The organism is Gulosibacter sediminis, assembly GCF_030011715.1.
GTDB classification, from domain to species: Bacteria; Actinomycetota; Actinomycetes; order Actinomycetales; family Microbacteriaceae; genus Gulosibacter; species Gulosibacter sediminis.
Genome location: NZ_JASCYH010000007.1, coordinates 14,391 through 30,251 on the forward strand (window position 1 = coordinate 14,391; position 15,861 = coordinate 30,251).

Here is a 15,861-nt window from a genome sequence, read left to right on the forward strand (position 1 = left end):
AGCTGTGGGAGACGCGCGGCGGCTAGTAGGTGCGCAAGAAGTGTTCGAGCACCTGGCGGCCGAACACGAGCGACTCGAGCGGCACGCGCTCGTCGACGCCGTGGAACATGGCCGGGAAGTTGAGTTCAGCCGGAAGCTGCAGCGGGGCGAAGCCGTAGCCGTCGATGCCGAGTCGGGCGAGCGACTTGTTGTCGGTGCCGGCGGGCAGCAGGTACGGGATGATCTTCGCCCCGGGGTCGTACTCGCGCAGGGATGCGAGGCTCGCGTCCACGAGCGGGCCAGTCGATGGCGCCTGGGCGCCGATCGCCTGCCAGTCGATCTCGACGTCGATGCCGTTGCCGACGATCTCACGGATCTGCTCGAGCACTGCATCCTCTTCGCCCGGCAGCGGGCGCACGTCGATTGCAACCGAAGCGGTCTCGGGAATCACGTTGTGCTTGTAGCCGCCGTCGAGCATGGTCGGGTTCGCGGTGGTGCGCAGGGATGCGCGCAGCCAGGCCGCTGCGAAGCCGCCGCGGAGTGCGAGTTCATCTGGTGAAACCTGTTCTGCATCCGCGCCGGTGAGCTCGCACAGCGCGTCAATCATCTCGGTCGAAGTCTCGTTGAGCTGCACCGGCCACTCGTGCTCGGTGAGGCGGACGATGGCGCGGGCGAGCTCGGAGATCGAGTTGTCGCTCGTCGGCACGACCTTCGAGCCATGGCCGGAGGGGCGGCGCGCACGCAGGCGCAGCCAGATCATGGCCTTTTCGCCGGTCTGCAGGAGGTAGGCGCGCTGGCCGTCGATGTTGATTGAGTAGCCGCCGACCTCGCTGATCGCCTCGGTCGCCCCCGCGAAGAGCTCGGGCTTGTTGTCGACCGCCCAGTGAGCGCCGAGCTTGCCGCCGTCTTCCTCGTCGGCAAAGAACGCGACGATCAGTTCGCGCTCCGGTAGCTCGCCCGAGGCGATGATGTTGTCGAGGGCCGTGACGATCATGGCGTCCATGTTCTTCATGTCGACGGCGCCGCGGCCCCAGATGCAGCCGTCGCGCACCTCGGCGGCGAACGGGTCGACGCTCCAGTTGGAGGCGTCGGCTGGCACGACGTCGGTGTGGCCGTGCACGACGAGTGCGGGCTTGTCGGGGTTACGGCCTGGGATGCGCGCCACGACGCTCGTGCGATTCGGCTCGGACTCGAACAGCACCGGCTCGGTGTTCAGCGCGCGGAGGCGCTCGGCGAGGAAACCCGCGGCCTCCCGCTCCCCCGAGCTCTTGCCATTGCCCCAGTTCTGCGTGTCGATGCGGATGAGCTCGCGCGTGAGGCTGACGGTCGGATCGGAAGTAAGCGGGTGTTCCTCAGTCATGAAATCAAGCCTAGGCCGGTGGATGCGCGGGCGGGGCGCGCTTGACGCTGTTTGACGGTGCGGACGGCGCGTCAGTGGTTCGTGCACCAGCGGAATAGGCACGCGCGAAACATCGTTGGGCAAGTCATGGGTTCTGCGCTTGTTCTGGATCAGTTCGGTGACACCAATCACCTGAGACTCGCGCGCATCGAGACGCGACCGCTACTGGCAACGGAGGTGCGCATCGGTGTCACCGTCGCGGGCCTCAACCCCGTGGACTGGCAGATCGTCGAATCTCGCGCCCTCGCCACCGTGTTCGGGCTCGAGCTTCCGATGGGATTCGGCAACGACTTCGCCGGGATCGTGGTCGAGACCGGCCCCTACGTGCGCCGCTGGAGCGTCGGCGACCGTGTCTTCGGCGGTGCCCGCGGCCGTGCCGTCGCGACCTCGATCGTCCTCGATGAAAATCATCCGAGTCTGCGCCGCACGCCACCGACGGTCTCCGACCTCGAGGCTGGAGTGCTGGACATCGCGGGACGGACGGCGTCTGCCGTCGCTGACGCTCTGTCTGTGCAGCCCGGCGAGACCGTCCTCGTCGGCGCGGCGGGCGGAGGCGTTGGTTCGATCCTCACGCAGCTACTCGTTCGGCACGGCGCCAACGTCATTGGAACCGGGTCACTCGCTTCGACCGACTACATTCGGTCGCTCGGCGCGCGGCCCATGAGATACGGCGACGAGCTGGCCGCCGACATTGCCGCGAGCAACATACCTATCGCTGCGACTGCGGACCTGCATGGAACGGACACCGCTCAGGCTGCGATCCGCTCGGGCGTCCCGCCACACCGCGTGGTCACCATCGAGGCGGACCAACCGCCCGCCGGTGTTGTTCGGGTCAATGGTTCCGACGCGTCCCCCGATGCGCTCGACCGGCTCTTGGAGCTGATCTCCACCAAGTCCTTGCGCATCCCCATCGCGGCGACCTACACCCTCGACCAGTTCCATCTCGCGATCTCACACCAGCGCAGCCGCCACGTCCACGGCAAGATCGCAATCAGTACTTCCTTGAGCAATGCGAGCTAGATCTACGCCGACGAAGTAGCCCGGGCACCAACCGTCACTAACCGAGTCACTCATGCGGCCAGTTGATGTCGGTGGCTCGTGCGAGAGTGAACTTGTCTCAGAAACCCGACCGCGGATGCTCGAAACCTCGAACATCCAAGCCAGCAAGTTTAGAACAGATGTTCCCTTCACATTTTGCCTTGATGCGTATATACTTGCTACAACGGTTCCCCCATTGACGCGCCTTCGAGGAGGTGACGCCCGATGACCGCAACGACTCCCCCACCCGGCTCTGATGCTGATGAGCCGATTCGTCGCGCCCCGAAGCACCGGCCAGACGGCACCACCCCTCCACCTGAGACTGACGGGCTCAATGACGCGCTCGCGGCGATTGAGGGCATGGTCCTCAACGGGGCGAAACTTGAGCAAGTCGGCGCGTACATGAAGATGATGGGGCTCGCGCAGGCGTACGCAGTCGCCGAGCACCGCACGTACGCGCAACTGCAGGAACGTTCCTCGGTCGCGAGTCCCGACGACCTGCTGCGGTTGAACCTGCGGTCGATCGTGGCGGAGTTCGGGATTCACACCAACGAGTCCGACACCGCCCTCCTGAACCGCGCATACGACGCGCACCGGTTGGGTACTGACTTTGTTGTGTGGCTCGACCCACTGCGCGAGGCTGCGGTGACGATGCGGCATGCTCGCGCGTTGCTGCGGCATGCGGGCATCGTGCCTGACGCGCGCCGCGATGAATACGCGAACAAGGTGCTCGAGCTCGCGAAGGGCGAGACCGTCGCCGCAACCGACGCATTCGCACGCAAGCTCGCCGCCCAACTGGGTGCTGAGGAGTTCAAGGCGGCGTTCGAGCACGAATACCAGGCCCGCCACGTCACGATCGAAGACCGCGACTTTGGCATGTCGCGCATCACTGCCGACGTTCCGACCCTGCAAGCCCACGCGATGTATGACCTCATGTACCAGCAAGCGAAAGCTTTGCGTGAGGAGCACGTGAACGAGGCTGACGAGCACCGTCGCCGCGTCCGCGACGCACAGGCACGTGGGGAAGCACTCTCCGCTGCAGACGCCGAGTTCATCGAGGATCCCCGCACCGTGCGCCAGCTCATGGCTGACCTGTTCGTGGAGACGTTCCTGACCTCGACGCCGCAAAGCGTGCGCGAATACGACGCCAAGGGCCGGCCGCGCGTTAACGCGACGGTGAGCATCGTCATCCCGATCATGAATCTCCTGAACCCGGACGCACCGCGCGATGTCGCGACGATCAACGGGATGACGCCGGTCAGCATGACCGAGGCCCACGAAATGGCATCGAAGGCGAAGTGCTTCCAACGCATCCTCACTGACCCGATCACCGGGCACGTATTGACCGTTGATTCGCGTACTCCGACGCCATCGATGCGACAGTTCTTGCAGGCGAGGGATCAAGTGTGTTTGTTCCCGGGCTGCCGCAGACCCGCGCATCAAAGCGAACTTGATCACACGAAACCGTGGGCCGCGGGCGGCAAAACCGACGTCGACAACCTGGGACACCTCTGTCCAAAACACCACACGCTGAAACATCAACGTCCGTGGGAGTGCGAACAACTCGGCGGCGGCAAGGTCGGGTGGAGAACACCGCGCGGCGAGTGGGTCACGGTCGAACCCGCACCAGTCGGGCCGATCTTCAAACCCGTCGAGGAACAGGGCTACGACGCCGTCAACGATCCGGCACCGTTCTAGGTCGGATAACCCGTCTGCACGCGACAAAACTGGGCAGATCGGTTGGGCAACTGGGCCGATTTGCGCTGCACCGAATGAAGCATTAAAGTAGTCATTCGTGCCCACGAGCACAAAACACCCGCGCGGGTGGCGGAATTGGTAGACGCGCTAGCTTGAGGTGCTAGTGACCGTATTAGGTCGTGGGGGTTCAAGTCCCCCCTCGCGCACAGTAACGACAAGGCCCCTGACCTGGAATTCAATCCGGTCAGGGGCCTTTCGCGTTGGTGCACAGCCTATAATTGAACGACAATCAATTCTTCCGATTTCGGTGAGGAGGCTGCCGCATGCACGATCTCTCAGACCGCGCTGACGTCGAACGGCTGGTATCTACCTTCTACTTGTCCGCTTTCGAGGATCCTTTGATCGGCCCGATCTTCACTGACGTGGCCAAACTCGACCTCGACCACCACTTGCCGATCATGTGCGACTTCTGGGAGACGGTGCTGTGGAACGCCGGCAAGTACCGCCGCAACGCGCTCCAACTCCACTTCGCGCTACACACCAAGCACCCGCTCGGTGAGGAACACTTCGAACGGTGGCTCGACCTCTGGACGAATAACCTCGACGCCCAGTTCAGTGGACCGATCGCCGACCGCGCAAAGCTCCAGGCCACCCGGATCGCAGGCTCGATGCAGCGACGACTCGCCGGCCGCTCCGGCAGCGACTTCGAAACAATCCGCCGCAGAGAGCTCTAGGAGCGCGACCCCACGACAGTGAGCAGGACGGCGGCATCCTCCAGCGCCAACAGGCCGTGACGCTGCTGCGGGATCACGATGTGTTCGTTCGCGCTCAGATCACAGCGCTCATCGCCAGCCGTCAGCCGCACCCGCCCACGCAGGACGTGGAGCAGTGCTTCGCCCGGATTCTCGTGCTCAGAAAGTTCGCGGCCGTCGCGCAGCACGAGCAGCACCTGCGAGAGCTGGCCGCCCGGCACGGCCCGAAACACGCGGGTCGCCCTGCCGCTGCCCGTCGCGCCCGAGGCCGCCAACAGCTCATTGATCAACTCGTTCAGGTCGACGCTGCTCATCGCTTCGGACATGATGTGGCCTCCTCAGTAGCTAGTCCTGGCCCGGTAGTCGAGCAACTGGTCATACAGCGATTGACGAAAACGGGTCTTCTTCTCGATGTTCTCGAGCATCGAGCGGCCGCCCTTGTCGACCGTAGCAAGGTCGAGCTTGCTCGAGTCGATCAGCGCCGAATAGAACGGCTGGAACGTCTCGTCTGGATACTTAAACGTCGCCGCAAGCAGGGCCAAGGGCGAGCCGAACCGAGGCGAGACGAGGTTCACGTCCGCGCCATGCTCGATCAGGCGCGCAGTCAGAACCGCCTCCGGCTCGTAGTCGTGCGGCCAATGGCTGAAGAGCAGGTGCAGTGCCCCGACGTTGTCCTCTTGCAACACAAAGCCCGCGTCCGCGCCGCGGTCGAGCAGTGCGTTCGCGATTTCGAGCCGATCTGCCGTCGATCGATTCGTCAGCGCGCACGCAAGCGCCGTGCGGTCATGGCTTCGCCACGACTTCGCGTCGTCCGGACCAAGCCAGGCGAGGACCTCAGGCAGGGTGCCTTCCCTCAGCGTCTTGAGTTGCTCTTGAACTTCGCTCGCCATGTGCTCCGCTCCCCGGTCTCGGCATCGGCATCGGCATCGGCAGGACAAAACACCAACAGCCTACGGTTGAACCAAGCAATCACACTCACAACGCGATGGAGCGAAATGAGCACCACAGCCGACCACGCCGCCCTCCAAAAGAAACTGCAACTCAAGCCCGGCACTCGCCTCTGGGTCTGGCCCGAGACGCAGACGCACCCGCCGGAGCTCACCGCCGACACGATCGAGGCCACCGACCTCGCCGACGCCGACGTGGCGGTGCTCTTCACCAACTCCCTCGCTGACGTCGACGCTGCGCTCGACCAGCACATCCTGGCACTCGCGCCGCTGCGCGCCGTGTGGTTCGTCTATCCCAAGGGCAACGCAACCGACTTCAACCGCGATACGCTCTGGAATCGGCTGCTGCGCGATGACTGGCGCGCGAATTCAAACGTGGCGTATAACGAAGCGCTGTCGGCCATCCGTGCGCGCCCGCTCAAGCCCGGCGAGACGGTGCGGAAAACGTAGCCAACCACACCACCGGTCCAGTCACAGGCCGAGTTCAGCGCCACTTTTTAAGCTCGGCCGCGTGCCCGCGGACCAGCGCGGGCCGAATCACCAAGGAGCGAATCATGGCTACTGGTCTTCACCCTTACCTCAACTTCCCCGGCAACACCCGCGAGGTGATGGAGTTCTACGGACAGGTCTTCGGTGTCGAGCCTCGCCTTTCGACCTTCGGCGAGTTCAACGCAGTGCCCGCCGACAGCGAGCACGCCGACAAGGTGATGCACTCGAGCCTCGAGGTGACCGACCTCATCCAGCTCTTCGCCGCCGACCACCTCGAGGGCATGGCCCCGTACGACTACCAGCCCGGCAACAACATCGACCTCTCGCTCATGGGCGACGACGAGGACCGAATCCGCGGCTACTTCGACGGCCTGGCCGCGGGCGGTAACGTGATCATGCCGCTCGAACGACAGGTCTGGGGCGACCTCTACGGCGCGCTGATCGACAAGTTCGGCATCTCCTGGATGTTCAATATCGGCCCGGGCGAGAGCGACTAGCGCCAGGCTCTTCGGGTTGCACGTCCCGCCTCACGTAGGCTGGACGGGTGCGACCCGATCTATTTTTCCCTTTGCAACAGGCCGCTACAGACTCCGGCAGCGCCTTCGGCGTCATCGGTGACTGGGCCGTCGCCGTCATGAACTTCCTCGGTGCCTTCGGCGTCGGGCTGCTCGTGCTGGCCGAGAATCTCTTCCCGCCCATCCCCTCTGAGGTGATTCTGCCGCTCGCCGGCTTCAGTGCAGCCTCTGCCGACGGCACCTTCACTTGGGTCGAGGCCCTCATCTGGGCCACGATCGGCTCGGTCGCCGGCGCCTACTGCCTCTACGGGCTCGGCGCGTGGCTCGGCCACGACCGCACCGTCAGGCTGCTCTCGTGCCTCCCGCTAGTCGACCGCGACGAGATCGACGCGACCATCAAGTGGTTCAACAAGTACGGTTACTGGACCGTCTTCTTCGGGCGGATGATCCCCATCTTCCGATCGCTCATCTCGCTGCCGGCCGGCGTCGAGCGCATGTCATGGTGGCGCTTCGGCATCTTCACGCTGCTCGGCTCGGGCATTTGGAACACGATCTTCGTCTACGGCGGCTACCTGCTCGGCAGCAACTGGCACGTGCTCGAGGAGGCGGCCGGCTGGTTCCAGTACGCCGTCATCGCCATCGTGCTCATCCTCATCGCACTCTATGTGTTCTACAAGCTGCGCAAGCAGGCACGCCAGCGCCGCGCTAGTGCAGACGGCGACGAAGCTCGTTGATGCGCTGCTGAATCTGGTGCGAGGTGGCCTGGCCCACGGCCGGGCCACCGCAGATGCGCCGCAGCTCGCCGTGCACCTTGCCGTGCGGCATGTGTGATTGCCGGGCGTAGAGCCCGACGAGCGAATTGAGCAGCGTGCGCTGCTCCTTGAGGCTGCGATGCAGCGGCTGCACCGTCTGGTGGCCGTCGTGCACCTCATTGCGGGCCCGCGCATCCTGAATGCGCGTCTGCTTCTGTGCCCGCGACTCGAGCACCTGGGCAACCTCGTCGTGGTTGAGGATGCCCGGCAGCCCAAGGTACTCGAGTTCCTCGAGCGACCCGACCTCGGCGCTGTAGCCATAGTCGCCCCCGTCGTAGACAACCCGCTCGAACTGCGCCTCCGACGAGATCGCCGTGAACTTGAACTTCGTGAGTTCCTCGCTCGCACGATCTTCGGCCTCGGCCGCAGCGAGCTCGCGCTCCTCCTCGGTCATGCCGTCGACCTCGGCGTCGCCGTTGCCCTCGCGTCGGTCGAGCGCGTGGTCACGCTCGAGTTCGAGCGCCTCGGCGAGCGACGCGAGCTTTGGGACCGAGGGGATGAACACGCTCGCGGTTTCGCCCCGGCGACGGGCGCGCACGAAGCGCCCGATGGCCTGAGCGAAGAACAGCGGCGTGGACGAGCTCGTGGCGTACACGCCGACCGACAGTCGGGGAACGTCGACGCCCTCCGACACCATGCGCACGGCGACCATCCACCGCTCGTCTGAGTCAGAGAACGACTCGATCCGGGCAGATGCGCCGGGGTCATCGCTGAGGATCACGGCGGGCTTCTGGCCGGTGATGTGCTCGAGCAGGGCCGCGTAGCCGCGGGCGGACTGGTGGTCGGTCGCGATCACTAGCCCGCCGGCATCGGGCACCTCGAGCCGCACCTCACTCAGCCGCTGGTCGGCGGCCTTGAGCACTTGCTGCATCCAGTCGCCCTCGGGGTCGAGCGCCGTGCGCCAGGCCTGCGAGACGATGTCCTTCGTGTTGTCGTCGGCGAGACCAGCCGACATTTCCTCGCCCGAGGTGTCGCGCCAGCGCATGCTGCCCGCGTACGTCATGAAGAGCACGGGGCGCACGACGCCGTCGCGGAGCGCTCGCCCGTAGCCGTAGGTGTAATCGGCCTTCGACACGCGGATGCCGTCGTCGTCGGGCACGTAGCGCACGAACGGGATGGGCGCGGTGTCGGAACGGAACGGCGTACCCGTCAGCGAGAGCCGCCGCTCGGCGTGCTCGAAGGCGTCACGCAGGCCATCACCCCACGAGAGGTTGTCGCCACCGTGGTGCACCTCGTCGAGAATCACGAGCGTGCGCGCCGACGAACAGAGGTACTCGTGCACGTACGGCTTCATCGACACCTGCGCGTAGGTGACCGCGATGCCGTGATACTCGCGCGAATAGGTGCGCTGGCTGTTCGAGAACTTCGGGTCGAGTCGGATGCCCGCCCGCGCCGCCGACGCCGCCCACTGGGTCTTCAGGTGGTCGGTCGGAGCGACGACGATGATGCGGTTGACGGTGCCCGCGTGCAGCAGCTCTGCCGCGAGGCGAAGCGCGAAGGTCGTCTTACCGGCGCCCGGGGTGGCCGATGCGAGGAAGTCCTTCGGCTCCTTCTCGAAGTAGGTCTGCAGCGCTTCCTGCTGCCAGGCACGCAAGTTACCCGCCGTACCCCAGGGCGCGCGCTGCGGATACGACGGCGACAGGTGCTCAGCCGCATACAGGCCCACCTGTGCTCCAGCACGCTGTGATTCAGACATCTGATCCACCATACGACTCACCTCCGACATGGCTTAGTCGTTCAGTAACGCGTAGAGCGCAACGGCACTGGTCGCGGCGACGTTGAGCGAGTCGACGCCGTGCAGCATCGGGATGATGACGGTGCGGTCGGCCGCCTCCAGCGCGCGTCGGGTGAGTCCGTCGCCCTCGGTGCCGAGCAGCAACGCGACCCGCTCGGGCCGCTCACGCGCGTAATCCTGCAGCGGCGCGGCGTACTCATCGAGGGCGAGCCCGGCGATCTCGAAGCCGTGCTCGTGGAACAGCTCCCGACTCTCCTGCCAGCTCGGCAGCCGGGTCCACGGCACCTGCAGCACGGTGCCCATCGACACGCGCACACTGCGCCGGTAGAGCGGGTCGGCGCAGCGCTCGGTCACGAGGACGGCGTCGGCGCCGAGGCCCGCCGCATTGCGAAACGCCGCACCGACGTTTGTGTGGTCGACGATGTCCTCGAGCACGAGCACCGTCTTCGCGTTCTCGAGCACCGACGCGGCCGACGGCAGCTCGGGCCGGTGCATGGCCGCCAGCACGCCCCGGTGCATCCGATATCCCGTCAGCTGCTCGAGCAGCTCTTCGCTGCCGACGAACACTGGAGTGTCGGGGTGGTCGACGAGCAGCCGCTCGGCCTGCGGCAGAAACTTCTCTTGCAGCAGCATCGACCGCGGCACGTGCCCCGCAGCGACCGCGCGCGCCACGACCTTTTCTGACTCGGCCATGTAGAGCCCACCGGCCGGCTCGAGCTTGCGGCGCAGGGCAACATCAGTGAGACGCGAATAGTCTTGCAGGTCCGGATGTTCGAGAGAAGTGATGGGGAGAATGCGCACCGAGCAAGTTTGCCACTTTCCGCGGCCAGAGGCGTCGACCGACCGCGGAGGTATCCGGTGATCGCTCCCTACGAGGCCGCGGGGGCCGAAGAGATCGCGGAGATCCTCGCGACACAGCCCGCCGCCGTGCTGACGGGTGCCGGTATCTCAACCGACTCGGGCATCCCCGACTATCGCTCCCCCGGCGCGCCGAAGCGCAACCCGATGACGTGGCAGCAATTCCTCGAGTCGGAGGCGGCGCAGCGGCGCTACTGGTCGGGCGCGGCCAAGGGCTGGCGGCGGATGGGCCGCTTCGAGCCGAATGCCGGTCACCTCGCGCTCGCCGCGCTCGAGGCCGGCGGCTACGTTGTCGGCATCGCAACCCAGAACGTCGATAGCCTGCACCGTCGAGCCGGTTCGAAGCACGTGATCGAGCTGCACGGGCACCTGCGCACGGTGCACTGCCTGCCCCACCGCCATGTCGAAACCGCCGACTCGCTGCTCGCGCGCATCCGCGCCGACAACCCGTGGCTCGCCGACGAGCGCGTCACAGAGGGGCCAGACGGCGACGCCGCGATCGCCGAAGAACTCGTCGACACCTTCGTACTGCCCCGCTGCCTTGAGTGCGGCGGTGCGATGGCGCCCGACGTCGTCATGTTTGGCAACTTCGTTAGCGCCGAGAACAACCGCGCGGCGACACAGCTCATGAACCGGGCCGACGCGCTGCTCGTGGTCGGCACCTCGCTCGTGGTCAACACGGGCGTGAAGATGGTGCACCGCGCGCGCCGCCAGGGCAAACCCGTGATGCTCGTGAATCGCGGCGCAACCCCGGTGGATGCGCTGGCCCAGTTCCGCGTCGACGGCAGCACCTCGGCGGTGCTCGAGCGCGTCGCGGAGCTGCTCGGCATCGCTACGCCTGCGGCGTAGCCGCCGCGACGGCCGCGTCGATCGCGTCAGCGAGCGGGGCGTCGCCCTCGACGAGACAGATGTCCTTCCACACCGTGCGGCTATCGGCGAGGGCGAGTCGGATCAACGCCGCAACGTCGGCCCGCCGAGTCTTCCCACCGCGATCGATCGGCCCGAACGAGACGAGCCCGCGCCCCGTCGCCGGTTCGTCCGTGAGGCCGCCGGGCTTCACGATGGTCCAGTCGAGCGCGACCCGGCGAAGTGCCTGGTCGGCCTCCCGCTTCGCGTCCCAGTACGCGGCGAACACTTCATCGTCGCTCTGGCTCGGCTGCTCAGCGCCCATGAAGCTGATCTGCACGAAGCGCATGGCACCCGAGAGAATCGCCGCCTCGGCCGACTTGATCGAGCCGTCGCGGTCAACCGTCCTCTTGCGCTCGGCGCCCGAACCGGGGCCAGCACCCGCGGCAAACACCACCGCATCCGAGTGGTCGAACGCGTCGGCGAGCTCGTTCGCCGACGCCGACTCGATGTCGCAGACGACGGGAATCGCGCCGAGCGCCTCGAGTTCGGCCGCGTGGTCGGCATTGCGCACGAGCGATCGCACCTCGACGCCGTCGGCGACGAGCAGCTTGGTGAGGGCGAGCGCGATCTTGCCATGACCGCCGACGATGGCGACGCGTTCGGGCAACGACCGGGTGGACTCAGTCATGCTGGGCACCTTTCTCGGCAAGAAAGCCGGCGAGTATCCGCGCGAGCGCGGTCGGGGTTTCGTAGTGAACCAGGTGGCCGACGCCTTCGATAACGTGCAGTGTCGAACCCGCCATCGCCTCGTGGAGCCGCTCGCTACCAGAGGGCGGCGCGATGCGGTCACGCTCGCCGGCGACGAGGTGCACGCCCTCGGGGAACTCGGCCGCGTGGCTGATGACATCGTCGCTGACCGAGGCGCGGAAGGCCTCGAGCAGGGCACGCCGGCTCGTGAAGTCAGAGAAGTGCCGCTCGTGCTCGTCATGAATCCACGCGCGCAGGGCTCGCGACCGCGTCACGGCCATCACCTCGCTCATCACCCGCGTGATGAGCGGCGACTTGAGCAGCACGCTGCCCGCGGCCTCAGGCAGGGCCGCGCCGAGCCGGTAATAGCCCACGGCAACGGCGGTGGGGATGCGCTCGGGGCCCGAGAGCGCGTTCTCGGAGATGGGATTGACGAGCACGATGCGGCGGTCGCCGAGCGCCGCCACGTTGCGGGCGACAACCAGCGAGCCGAACGAGTGACCGAGCACCACGGCGCGCGCCTCGGCGTCGACGACCTCGAGCAGTTCCGCGAGCCACGCCGCGTACGCGTCGAGCGTGTGCTCGCCCGCGAACTCCCCCGACTCACCGAAACCCGGCAGGTCGGGCGCAATGAAGCGTACGTCAGGCAGAAGCGCGACGAGGTTGAGTAGCCCGTGGTGGGTGCCACGAAAGCCGTGCACGAGCACGACGGTATCGTCGGCGTCGGGCGGGCCGTACAACCACACCGCAGTGCGCGTGCCCGCGACGTCGACATCGATCCGGCGAGTCCGGATCTGCTCGAGCTTGTGTTCCAGGGGGTTATTCGGCCGCATCGTGGAAGAGTGTAGGCGACCCACATCCCTCCGATCTGAAGCCGAGGCACCATGAGCTGGACGAATCGCGTCGCCGTGTTCGACACCGAGACCACCGGAACGAACCCACTCGAGGCGCGGATCGTGACCGCCTTCATCGGCATGCTCAACGCCGAAGGCGAGCTCGAGCGGGGTACCGACTGGCTCGCGAACCCCGGCGTCGAGATTCCGGAGCCCGCGGTGGCCGTGCACGGCATCACCACCGAGATGGCGCAGGCCGAGGGCGAGCCCGCGCCGCAGGTGCTGCAGAAAATCATCGCGTCGCTCGAGTGGATCGTGCGCAACAACATCCCGCTCGTCGTCTACAACGCGCCCTACGACCTCTCGCTGCTCGCGGCCGAGTGCGCCCGCCACCAGCTCGCGATGCCCGAGCTCGGCAAGGTCGTGGTCGACCCGCTCATCATCGACAAGCAGGTCGATCGCTACCGCAAGGGTGGCCGCAAGCTCGGCACCACGGCTGAGGCATACGGCGTCGAGCTCTTCGACGCGCACGACGCCTCGGCGGATGCGGTGGCGGCCGGCCTCGTCGCCATCGCGATCGCCCGCAAGTTCCCGAACGAGGTGGATGTGCCCCTCGCCGAGCTCTTCGACGCGCAGGTGCGCTGGCACGACGAGCAGGCCGCCGACTTCGAGTCGTACATGCGCCGCCAGCGCGACCCGAACTTCACCGCCGACCGCGGCTGGCCCGTTCGCGTCTAACGCACTCGGAAACGCGAACGAGGCGGATGCTCCGGAAGGAGCATCCGCCTCGTTGCCAGTTGGCGTCGGGCCTTAGGCCTTCTTGCCGAACTTCGCGTAGCGGTTCTTGAACTTCTCGACGCGACCGGCCGAGTCCATGATGCGCTGCTTACCGGTGTAGAACGGGTGCGAGGCGCTCGAGATTTCGACGTCAACGACCGGGTAGGTGTTGCCGTCTTCCCACTCGATGGTCTTTTCGCTGGTCACCGTCGAACGGGTGATGAACTTCTCACCCGAAGCGAGGTCGTTGAACACCACGTAGTGGTAGTCCGGGTGGATGTCTGTCTTCATCGCGGTTCCTTCTTCGACAAGTGGATATGCAAGATTAAGTGCCCGCAACCGACAGGGCGGGCAAGCCAAGCAGCAAGCCTAGCATGTGGTTCGCCGGTTACGCGATAGCACGCGCGTTGAATCGACCGTGTTGCTGAACCAGTTCGAGCGGAAGGCCGAAGGTAGCCTCGAGGCTCGCCGACGTGAGCGTCTCACCGATGGGACCAGCGGCCACGATCTGACCGTCGCGCAGCAGCAGCGCGTGCGTCACCCCGGTCGGGATCTCCTCGACGTGGTGCGTGACCATGATGATTGCCGGCGCGAACTCGCTCTGGGCATACTCCGACAGCGATGCAAGCAGGCGCTCGCGTGCCCCGAGATCGAGGGCGGCACTCGGCTCGTCGAGCAACAGCAGCTCAGGGTCACTCATGACGGCCCGCGCGATGAGCGTGCGCTTGCGCTCCCCGTCCGACAGCGTGCCGAACTCGCGGTCGGCGAGCCCCTCGAGCTGCCACTGCGCGAGCACGTCGTTCGCCTGCGCGTCGTCGATCTCGTCGTACTGCTCATTCCAGCGGCCGGTGACGGCGTAGATGGCGGTCATGACCGCATTGCGCACCGTCTCGTTGTCGGGAATGCGCTTGGCCATCTCCGAGCCGGCGATGCCGATGCGCGGGCGCAGCTCAAAGACGTCGGTGCGACCGAGCCGCTCCCCCAGCACCTCAACGGTGCCGGTGGTCGGGTGCAGGTTCGACGAGGCGAGGCCGAGCAGCGTCGACTTGCCGGCGCCGTTCGGGCCGAGCACCACCCACCGGTCGGTTTCACCGACGCGCCATTCGGCGATATCTAGAATGTTGCGGCCACCGCGGCGCACGCGGACGTTCTCGAATTTCACGACGTCGGTCATGACATTCAGGGTATCGGCTCAGTCGGCCAGGATGCTGCGGTACAGCTCGAGTGTCTGCGCACCAATCTGTGTCCACGTGAATTCCCGCTCCACTCGCTCGCGGCCCGCCTGACCGTACTCCTTCGCGAGTTCGGGGTTGCGGAGGAGCTCGGTCAAGGCCGCGGCGAGGTCGGCGACGTACTTGTCGGCGTCCTTCGGCGTGCCGGTGCCGTCTTGCTCCTGGTCGATCGGCACGATCGTGCCGGTCACGCCGTCCTGCACGACCTCGGGGATGCCACCGGTGCCCGAACCGACGACCGCGGTGCCGCACGCCATCGCCTCGAGGTTGACGATACCGAGCGGCTCATAGATCGAGGGGCACACGAATACATCGGCCGAGGTCAGCAGCGCCTGCAGCTTCGGCCTGGGCAGGTGCTCTTCGATCCAATGCACCCCCGTGCGCTCCTGCTGCAGCTCGCCGACGAGCTCGCGCACCTCGCGCTCGATCTCCGGCGTGTCGGGCGCGCCGGCGCAGAGCACAACCTGCACCTCCGCCGGCAGTTCGCGGATCGCGCGCAGCAGGTAGGGCAGGCCCTTCTGTCGTGTGATTCGGCCAACAAAAATCAGCGTCGGCGCGTCGGGGTCGATGCCAAGCTCGCGCACGACGGCCTCGTCGTGCACCGGCCGCCACTGCTCGGTGTCGATGCCGTTGTAAATGGTGACCACCTTGTCGGGGTCAAGCTGCGGGTAACTGCGCAGAATGTCCGCGCGCATCCCGTTCGAGACGGCGATGATGCGGTCGGCATTCGCGTACGCGTCACGCTCCATCCAGCTCGAGAGGCGGTAGCCGCCGCCGAGCTGCTCGGCCTTCCACGGACGCAGGGGCTCGAGCGAGTGTGCCGAGATGACGTGCGGGATGCCGTGGAGCAGCTTCGCAATGTTGCCTGCCTGATTCGCGTACCAGGTGTGCGAATGCACGACGTCGGCACCCTCGGTGTCGTTCGCGATGCGCAGGTCGCCGGCGAGAAAGCCGAGCGCGGCGTTCGCCTTCGCCAGGTCGTCGGGCACCTCGTACCCGGTCGTGCCGGGCTCCTCGACCGGCTGGCCGAAGCAACGGACGCGAACGTCGGCGTCCGCTCGCATGGCTCGAACGAGCTCGGTGACGTGCACCCCCGCTCCTCCGTAGACGTGCGGTGGGTATTCACGGGTGATGACATCGACGCGCATGGTTACACATTAGAAGGGAAAGATACAACTTCATTAATCTGTTCGCCCTAGAG

The 15,861-nt window shown here is 66.2% G+C and carries 18 protein-coding genes and 1 tRNA gene; 9 read left to right on the forward strand and 10 right to left on the reverse strand.

The window, feature by feature from the left end:
* Nucleotides 1-22: 22 nt before the first annotated feature.
* Nucleotides 23-1,339: a M20/M25/M40 family metallo-hydrolase gene (locus QM019_RS04030; RefSeq protein ID WP_282851967.1), complete on the reverse strand. Its 1,317-nt coding sequence runs from the start codon at nucleotides 1,337-1,339 to the stop codon at nucleotides 23-25.
* Nucleotides 1,340-1,465: 126 nt separating this feature from the next.
* Between QM019_RS04030 and QM019_RS04035 the strand changes: the two genes are divergently transcribed.
* From QM019_RS04035 to QM019_RS04050, 4 genes are all read left to right on the forward strand, one after another.
* Nucleotides 1,466-2,398, forward strand: coding sequence for an alcohol dehydrogenase catalytic domain-containing protein (locus QM019_RS04035; protein WP_125105944.1), 933 nt, complete (start codon nucleotides 1,466-1,468; stop codon nucleotides 2,396-2,398).
* Nucleotides 2,399-2,641: 243 nt separating this feature from the next.
* Entirely contained in the window at nucleotides 2,642-4,114 is a 1,473-nt protein-coding gene (locus QM019_RS04040) for an HNH endonuclease signature motif containing protein (protein WP_282824377.1), read from the forward strand.
* A gap of 120 nt (nucleotides 4,115-4,234) precedes the next feature.
* Nucleotides 4,235-4,320 (forward strand) — tRNA-Leu (locus QM019_RS04045).
* Between the two features lie 117 nt (nucleotides 4,321-4,437).
* Complete coding sequence (locus QM019_RS04050) at nucleotides 4,438-4,848, forward strand: group III truncated hemoglobin (RefSeq protein ID WP_125105932.1); 411 nt, start codon at nucleotides 4,438-4,440, stop codon at nucleotides 4,846-4,848.
* On the opposite strand, the gene QM019_RS04055 is transcribed toward QM019_RS04050, so the two are convergent.
* Together QM019_RS04055 and QM019_RS04060 are read right to left on the reverse strand one after the other, a co-directional pair.
* Nucleotides 4,845-5,192 carry a cupin domain-containing protein gene (locus QM019_RS04055; RefSeq protein ID WP_282824378.1) on the reverse strand — a complete coding sequence of 116 codons (348 nt, stop codon included), beginning with the start codon at nucleotides 5,190-5,192 and terminating at the stop codon, nucleotides 4,845-4,847. The genes QM019_RS04050 and QM019_RS04055 overlap by 4 nt on opposite strands.
* Before the next feature lie 12 nt (nucleotides 5,193-5,204).
* Nucleotides 5,205-5,756 (reverse strand): ankyrin repeat domain-containing protein, encoded by a 552-nt coding sequence (locus QM019_RS04060; RefSeq protein ID WP_282851968.1) that lies wholly within the window; start codon nucleotides 5,754-5,756, stop codon nucleotides 5,205-5,207.
* 105 nt (nucleotides 5,757-5,861) lie between these two features.
* Between QM019_RS04060 and QM019_RS04065 the strand changes: the two genes are divergently transcribed.
* The 3 genes from QM019_RS04065 to QM019_RS04075 all read left to right on the forward strand — a co-directional run bounded on the left by QM019_RS04065 (nucleotide 5,862) and on the right by QM019_RS04075 (nucleotide 7,551).
* On the forward strand, nucleotides 5,862-6,263 hold the full coding sequence (locus QM019_RS04065; RefSeq protein ID WP_282851970.1) for a hypothetical protein: 402 nt from the start codon (nucleotides 5,862-5,864) through the stop codon (nucleotides 6,261-6,263).
* Between the two features lie 104 nt (nucleotides 6,264-6,367).
* Nucleotides 6,368-6,799: a VOC family protein gene (locus QM019_RS04070; RefSeq protein ID WP_282824381.1), complete on the forward strand. Its 432-nt coding sequence runs from the start codon at nucleotides 6,368-6,370 to the stop codon at nucleotides 6,797-6,799.
* 71 nt (nucleotides 6,800-6,870) lie between these two features.
* Nucleotides 6,871-7,551: a DedA family protein gene (locus tag QM019_RS04075; protein WP_282851971.1), complete on the forward strand. Its 681-nt coding sequence runs from the start codon at nucleotides 6,871-6,873 to the stop codon at nucleotides 7,549-7,551.
* Here QM019_RS04075 and QM019_RS04080 read toward each other — a convergent pair.
* Both QM019_RS04080 and QM019_RS04085 read right to left on the reverse strand, forming a co-directional pair.
* Nucleotides 7,523-9,325, reverse strand: coding sequence for a DEAD/DEAH box helicase (locus tag QM019_RS04080; RefSeq protein WP_282851972.1), 1,803 nt, complete (start codon nucleotides 9,323-9,325; stop codon nucleotides 7,523-7,525). The two genes, QM019_RS04075 and QM019_RS04080, sit on opposite strands and share 29 nt — an antisense overlap.
* Before the next feature lie 33 nt (nucleotides 9,326-9,358).
* The gene (locus QM019_RS04085; RefSeq protein WP_282851973.1) at nucleotides 9,359-10,165 is read right to left on the reverse strand and encodes a TrmH family RNA methyltransferase; all 807 of its coding nucleotides are present in this window, start codon (nucleotides 10,163-10,165) and stop codon (nucleotides 9,359-9,361) included.
* Nucleotides 10,166-10,222: 57 nt separating this feature from the next.
* On the opposite strand from QM019_RS04085, the gene QM019_RS04090 reads away from it, so the two are divergent.
* On the forward strand, nucleotides 10,223-11,071 hold the full coding sequence (locus QM019_RS04090) for a Sir2 family NAD-dependent protein deacetylase (protein ID WP_282824385.1): 849 nt from the start codon (nucleotides 10,223-10,225) through the stop codon (nucleotides 11,069-11,071).
* On the opposite strand, the gene QM019_RS04095 is transcribed toward QM019_RS04090, so the two are convergent.
* Entirely contained in the window at nucleotides 11,055-11,759 is a 705-nt protein-coding gene (locus QM019_RS04095) for an SDR family oxidoreductase (protein WP_282824386.1), read from the reverse strand. The two genes, QM019_RS04090 and QM019_RS04095, sit on opposite strands and share 17 nt — an antisense overlap.
* A complete protein-coding gene (locus QM019_RS04100) occupies nucleotides 11,752-12,651 on the reverse strand; it encodes an alpha/beta fold hydrolase (protein ID WP_282824387.1) in 900 nt (299 codons plus the stop codon). The genes QM019_RS04095 and QM019_RS04100 overlap by 8 nt, the downstream gene beginning before the upstream one ends.
* A 51-nt stretch (nucleotides 12,652-12,702) precedes the next feature.
* On the opposite strand from QM019_RS04100, the gene QM019_RS04105 reads away from it, so the two are divergent.
* Nucleotides 12,703-13,389, forward strand: coding sequence for an exonuclease domain-containing protein (locus QM019_RS04105; protein WP_282824388.1), 687 nt, complete (start codon nucleotides 12,703-12,705; stop codon nucleotides 13,387-13,389).
* Nucleotides 13,390-13,461: 72 nt separating this feature from the next.
* Here the strand turns inward: QM019_RS04105 and QM019_RS04110 are convergent, their stop codons facing one another.
* From QM019_RS04110 to glgA, 3 genes are all read right to left on the reverse strand, one after another.
* Complete coding sequence (locus tag QM019_RS04110) at nucleotides 13,462-13,719, reverse strand: type B 50S ribosomal protein L31 (protein ID WP_125105923.1); 258 nt, start codon at nucleotides 13,717-13,719, stop codon at nucleotides 13,462-13,464.
* A 97-nt stretch (nucleotides 13,720-13,816) separates the two neighbouring features.
* Nucleotides 13,817-14,602 (reverse strand): ABC transporter ATP-binding protein, encoded by a 786-nt coding sequence (locus QM019_RS04115; protein ID WP_125105922.1) that lies wholly within the window; start codon nucleotides 14,600-14,602, stop codon nucleotides 13,817-13,819.
* An 18-nt stretch (nucleotides 14,603-14,620) separates the two neighbouring features.
* Nucleotides 14,621-15,808, reverse strand: coding sequence for a glycogen synthase (glgA, locus tag QM019_RS04120; RefSeq protein ID WP_282824389.1), 1,188 nt, complete (start codon nucleotides 15,806-15,808; stop codon nucleotides 14,621-14,623).
* Nucleotides 15,809-15,861 lie beyond the last annotated feature (53 nt).